General features: G+C 65.2%; 4 protein-coding genes and 1 pseudogene. All 5 read left to right on the top strand.

The features are described from left to right. Positions 1-308 precede the first annotated feature (308 nt). The 5 genes and pseudogenes from QCE58_RS33705 to QCE58_RS34205 all read left to right on the top strand — a co-directional run bounded on the left by QCE58_RS33705 (position 309) and on the right by QCE58_RS34205 (position 5,258). A complete protein-coding gene (locus tag QCE58_RS33705; protein WP_309781222.1) occupies positions 309-1,298 on the top strand; it encodes a zinc-dependent alcohol dehydrogenase family protein in 990 nt (329 codons plus the stop codon). A gap of 16 nt (positions 1,299-1,314) precedes the next feature. After that, complete coding sequence (locus QCE58_RS33700) at positions 1,315-1,962, top strand: flavin reductase family protein (RefSeq protein ID WP_309781220.1); 648 nt, start codon at positions 1,315-1,317, stop codon at positions 1,960-1,962. After that, positions 1,959-3,086: a Gfo/Idh/MocA family oxidoreductase gene (locus tag QCE58_RS33695; protein WP_309781219.1), complete on the top strand. Its 1,128-nt coding sequence runs from the start codon at positions 1,959-1,961 to the stop codon at positions 3,084-3,086. The genes QCE58_RS33700 and QCE58_RS33695 overlap by 4 nt, the downstream gene beginning before the upstream one ends. Before the next feature lie 82 nt (positions 3,087-3,168). Further along, positions 3,169-4,077: a LysR family transcriptional regulator gene (locus tag QCE58_RS33690; protein WP_309781228.1), complete on the top strand. Its 909-nt coding sequence runs from the start codon at positions 3,169-3,171 to the stop codon at positions 4,075-4,077. A gap of 568 nt (positions 4,078-4,645) precedes the next feature. Further along, positions 4,646-5,258: pseudogene (locus QCE58_RS34205) on the top strand (tyrosine-type recombinase/integrase). The last annotated feature ends 169 nt before the right edge of the window (positions 5,259-5,427 follow it).

Here is a 5,427-nt window from a genome sequence, read left to right as displayed (position 1 = left end):
GTGGTTTTGGGGGTGGGGGGGGGGCGGGCGCCTGGGGGGCCCCGGTGCGCGCCCTTGGGGGGGCGCGCCCGCCCCCCCCCCGCGGGGGGGGGGGGGGGGGCGGGGGGGGGGGGCCCCCCCCCCCCCCCCCGCGGCCCGGCTGGCGCGGGTCTGCGCCGATGAAAAGCGATTGTTCGGTCGCGAAGAACAGTCAGTTCGCGGTATCCCGATTTATTGCGTCGATGGCCGTTCCGATAATTCGAGCCACTTCGAGGCGTGCCGCATGAGCGCGCGTCTCGTCCACTCAAATCGACCGGAAGGAATGGATCATGGCAAGAATCATCACCTTCGCGCGGCACGGCGGCCCCGACGTCTTCGAGTACACCGAAGCCGGCGACCTCGCGCCCGCGGCGAACGAAGTGCGTATCCGCGTGAAGGCCATCGGCCTGAATCGCGCGGAATCGATGTGGCGGCGCGGCGCGTATGTCGAGCCCGCGAAGCTGCCGGCACGCGTCGGCTACGAGGCGTCGGGCATCGTCGATGCGATCGGCGCGAACGTCACGCACGTCGCGGTCGGCGACGCGGTGTCGACCGTGCCGTCGTTTTCAATGAACGATTACGGCATGTACGGCGAACACGTGCTCGCGCCCGCGCACGCGGTCGTCAAGAGTCCCGCGTGGCTGTCGCATGAAGACGCGGTCGCGATCTGGAACGTGTTCGTGACGCCTTACGCCGCTTTCACGGAAGACGCGCGCCTGAAACAGGGCGATGTCGTGCTGATTCCGGCCGCGTCGAGCGGCGTGGGCATCGGTGCGATCCAGGTTGCGAAGCAACTCGGCGCGACGGCCGTGGCGCTCACGCGAACGTCCGCGAAGCGCGACGCGCTCCTCGAACTCGGCGCGGATCATGTGATCGTGACGGACGAACAGAATCTCGTCGACGCGGTCATGCGCATCACCGGAGGACGCGGCGCGGATCTCGTCTTCGATCCGGTCGGCGGCAAGACGCTCGCGCGGCTGATCGACGCGACGCGCGCGGGCGGCACGATCCTGCTGTACGGCGCACTGAGCACCGACGAAACGGTATTGCCGGTGCTGCCGCTGCTGTCGAAACGCATCACCGTGCACGGCTACAACCTGTTCTCGACGACCACCGATGAGCACCGCCAGCGCGAAGCCGCGTCGTTCATTTTCGACGGCTTGCGCTCGGGCGCGCTGCGCACGGTGATCGCGCATCGCTTTGCCTTCGAGCGCATGGCCGACGCGCACGCGCTGCTCGAACGCAATGCGCATTTCGGGCGCATCGTGGTGACGGTCTGACGACGAGGAGAGCGACATGCAATTCGATTTCGAATCGATCGATGCCCGCCCGCGCTACAAGCTGCTCGGCGCGGCCATCACGCCACGCCCGATCGCGTGGGTATCGACGCTCGGCGAAAACGGCGAGCCGAACGCCGCGCCGTTTTCGTTCTTCAATGCCTTCGGTGAAGACCCGCCGATCGTCGGGTTCAGCATCCTGCATCGTTCGGAGAGCGACAGAAAGGACACGGGCGAGAACGTGCGCCGCGAGCGCGAGTTCGTGGTCAATCTCGTAGGCGAGTCGAATCTGCCGGCGATGAACGTCACCGCAATCGACTTCCCGCCCGAGCGCAGCGAGTTCGCCGAAGCCGGGCTCGTCGCGGCGCCTTCGAGCGTGGTCCGCACGCCGCGTATCGCAGCGAGTCCGGTGTCGTTCGAATGCCGGCTGTTCGACATCATCGCGCTCGGGCCGTCGCGCTCGCTCGTGCTGGGGCGCATCGTCGCGATGCATGTCGATGACAACGCGGTCATCGACGCCGAGCGCGCCTACATCGACACGCGCAAGCTGCGCCTGATCGGACGCGGCGAAGCGAATACCTATGTCCGGACGCACGACGTGGTCCGGCTGCCCGCGATTCCCCTGCAGGACTGGGATGCGCGCGCCACACACGGAGGTTCGCGATGATGCTTGCACTTGCACAAGACGAAGCGCCGCTGCGCGTGGGCGTGATCGGCGTCGGCAACTGGGCGCGGCACGGTCATCTGCGCGTGCTCGATCTGCTGCCGCAGTACGCGTTGCAGGCCGTGTACAGCCAGCGGCGCGAGGCGGCCGAAGCGGCGGCGCGCGAGTACCGCATCGGGCGCGTGGCGGCGTCGATCGACGAACTCGTCGAAAGCGACGATATCGATCTCGTCGTCGTGCTCAACACCGCGCCGCAACACGCGCAGACCGTGAAGCGCGCGATCGACGCGGGCAGGAACGTGTATTGCGAATGGCCGCTCACGACGACGCTCGCGCAATCCGAAGACTTGCTGCGCCTCGCCGACGCGCGCGGCGTGCGTCATGTCGCCGGATTGCAGCGCAGGCTCGCGCCGCATAACCGCTATGTGCGCGATCTCATCGGCGAAGGTTACGTCGGCGAAGTGCGCTCGGTGCACATGCACGTGAGCATGAACTACTTCCAGGCGATGCGAACGCGCGCGCTCGAATGGACGGTGCCGCCGGAGAACTTCTCGTCGGTCGTATCGATTTACGGCGGGCATTTTCTCGACATGCTGTTCGCGTCGACAGGCTGGCCGGTGTCGATTGCCGCGCTCACGCCTAACCAGTTTCCCGAGGTCACGATCAGGGAGACGGGCGTGTCGATGCCGACATCGACGCCCGATCAGCTCGTGCTCGCCGGCATGCTCGAGGGCAGCGCGGTGTTGTCGGTGCATATCGAAGGCGGCAAGCGCAACGGCTCGGGCGTGCAGATCGACATCACGGGCACGCAGGGCGATCTGCGCGTGACCAACGTGTCGGCGTTCGGCGATGCCGGCGACGACTACGCGATCCACGGCGCGCATGGCGACAAGGCACCGCTCGAGCGACTCGACGTTCCGGAGGGTTATCATCGCTTGCCGGCGTCGGGCCTGCCTTCGTCGGTGCTGGAACTCGCCGAGCTGTACTGGGCCTACGCGCACGACGTGCGGCACGGCACGCGCACCGCGCCCACGTTCGCGGATGCCGTGAACATGCATCGCCTGATCGACGCTGCGCAGGCGTCGTATCCGGCGCGGCGCTTCATCGACGTGCGGACATCGGCATGAACGCGTTCGGGAGAGCATCGCGATGAAACAGTCGGATTCCGCCGTGCGTGCGCCCGTTGCCCACGCGGGCGGCGGCGGGGCGATGGATCATATGAGCGCGGTGGTCGTCTTCACGCGCGCGGCGGAAACCCTGAGCTTCGCGGAAGCGGGGCGGCAACTGGGACTTTCCGCATCGGCGATCGGCAAGGCGATCGCGCGGCTGGAGACGCGGCTCGCGGTGCGGCTCTTTCATCGCAGCACGCGCAGCGTGCGTCTGACGGCCGAAGGCGAGCTTTTTCTCGCGCGCTGCCAGCGCATTCTCGGCGAGATCGAAGAGGCCGAAGCCGAACTGGCGTTGTCGCGCGCGAGTCCGTCGGGCAGGCTGCGCGTGAGCATTCCGCTCGTCGGCACGTTGCTGATGCCGGTGCTGTCCGCATTCATGCAGCGCTATCCCGAGGTGCAAATCGATATCGATTTCAGCGATCGAATCGTCGATGTGATCGAGGATGGATTCGATGTCGTGCTGCGCACCGGCGACGCGCTCGATTCGCAACTTACAATGCGCACGCTCGGCCATTACACGCATGTGATCGTCGCTTCGCCGGACTATCTGAAGCGGCACGGCGTGCCGGCCCGGCCGGAAGACCTGGCCGCGCACGCGTGCCTTCAACATCGTTTCTCCCGCACCGGGCGATTGCGGCGCTGGGCGTTGATACGCGACGGCGCGCCCGTCCAAGTCGAGCTGCCGTCGACGGCGGTGGCGAGCGCGGTCGAGCCGCTCATCGCGATGGCGGAACAAGGGCTCGGGCTCACCAACGCGCCGGATTTCGCAGTGCGCAGGCAACTGGCCGACGGCTCGCTCGTGACCGTGCTGGACGCGTTCCTGCACGATCGCATTGCGTTTCGCGCGCTCTGGCCTTCGGGACGTATGATGCCGCCGAAAGTGCGGGCGTTCGTGGACTTCCTGAGCGAGCATCTTTTTCCGCAGGCATCCGAAAGCGGCCAGCCGTGAGGCGGCGCGCGAAACCGCTTCAGCCCGCCATCTCGCCGCAGTTGACGGTCAGAATCTGACCGGTGGCGAAAGCCGCGCCGCGCTGTGGCGGCGAGGAAATAAGAACACGTCGATGCAGGTGCGCGTCAACGCAGCGCTGCGTGCGTTCACTCTCTCCTATCGCCGGCGCAAAGCGTCGGTGCCGTTGCCCACTCCCTCCGCGATATTGCCGAGCCCGACCTGAGGCGAGGCGGGTGGCATGCTTGGCAACCGCGCTGGCAAAGCGGTGTTTCGCAAGAAAGTCCCACGCACCCGCCGGTCCGGCCTATGCGCGATCTGAATCGAGGAGCCGCTCGATCGCTGGGACGCGGAAGGTCACGCTGCGCTGGCTGCCTAGCTCGACAGCCGTGATTGCGTATCGTGTCACATGATGCTTTCAACGTCGGCAACGCTACGTTTTGCTGACGTGTGCCTAAATCTCGCTGAGTGTCTGCAAAGGCCGACTTGGGCAAGGTGAACCAACGGACCTTCACGACGAAAAAAATGAAGGCAGACAATGTAACTCCCATCAACTCAATGGGAGTCTGTCATGGGAAGCAATCTAAGCCGTGAGCCCTGGAACAAAGGCAAGTTGGTCGGTCAGAAGCCGCCGCTGAAGCCGAAAGACGTCTGGGCAATCCGGATTCACCTCCAGAACAGGCACGCGGTTCGGGACTTAGCGTTGTTCAATCTTGCGATCGACAGCAAACTGCGTGGCTGCGACCTCGTTAACCTACATGTGCGCGACCTAACCCACGGCAATCAGATACTGCCGCGTGCGCTGATATTGCAGCGCAAGACCAAGCGGCCAGTGCAATTCGAGGTCACGGAGCTCGCTCGGGTTGCGGTCGCCGCATGATCGAAAAGGCTAAGCTGCGGTCCGACGAATACCGTTCCCAAGCCGCTTTTCCGGTTCGCCGCATATCTCAACGAGGCAATACGCCCGGAAGGTACATCAATGGGTCGCCGCAGTCGGCCTGGATCCGACCGCCTACGGCGCGCATTCGATGCGTCGCACAAAGGCGACATTGATCTACAAGCGAACGAAGAACCTGAGAGCGGTTCAACTTTTGCTTGGGCATAGCAAGCTTGAAAGCACCGTTCGATACCTCGGTATAGAGGTCGACGATGCGCTTGAGATCTCCGAGCAAACTGAGATCTAAGAGGTCCCGCGGCCGTGCGACAGGCTGTTGGTCGCTGCGGCCGCCCCGCGCTTTTAGCGCACCGCTCCTCTCGGCCATGAAGGGCCTTCGCTCGCAGAAGCGGCGAGACATTCCAGCGTCCGAAATACATCGACTAGCGACATCAAGCCAGGGCGATGGAGCCCGCTTA

It is taken from the genome of Caballeronia sp. LZ028 (assembly GCF_031451415.1).
GTDB lineage: Bacteria > Pseudomonadota > Gammaproteobacteria > Burkholderiales > Burkholderiaceae > Caballeronia > Caballeronia zhejiangensis.
Note: the sequence above shows the minus strand (reverse complement) of the source record. Positions and strands in the feature narration are given on the sequence as shown.

Coding starts and splice junctions, on each gene's coding strand:
- QCE58_RS33690 (WP_309781228.1), top strand. CDS start 3,169: ATGGATCATATGAGCGCGGTGGTCGTCTTCACGCGCGCGGCGGAAACC.
- QCE58_RS33705 (WP_309781222.1), top strand. CDS start 309: ATGGCAAGAATCATCACCTTCGCGCGGCACGGCGGCCCCGACGTCTTC.
- QCE58_RS33695 (WP_309781219.1), top strand. CDS start 1,959: ATGATGCTTGCACTTGCACAAGACGAAGCGCCGCTGCGCGTGGGCGTG.
- QCE58_RS33700 (WP_309781220.1), top strand. CDS start 1,315: ATGCAATTCGATTTCGAATCGATCGATGCCCGCCCGCGCTACAAGCTG.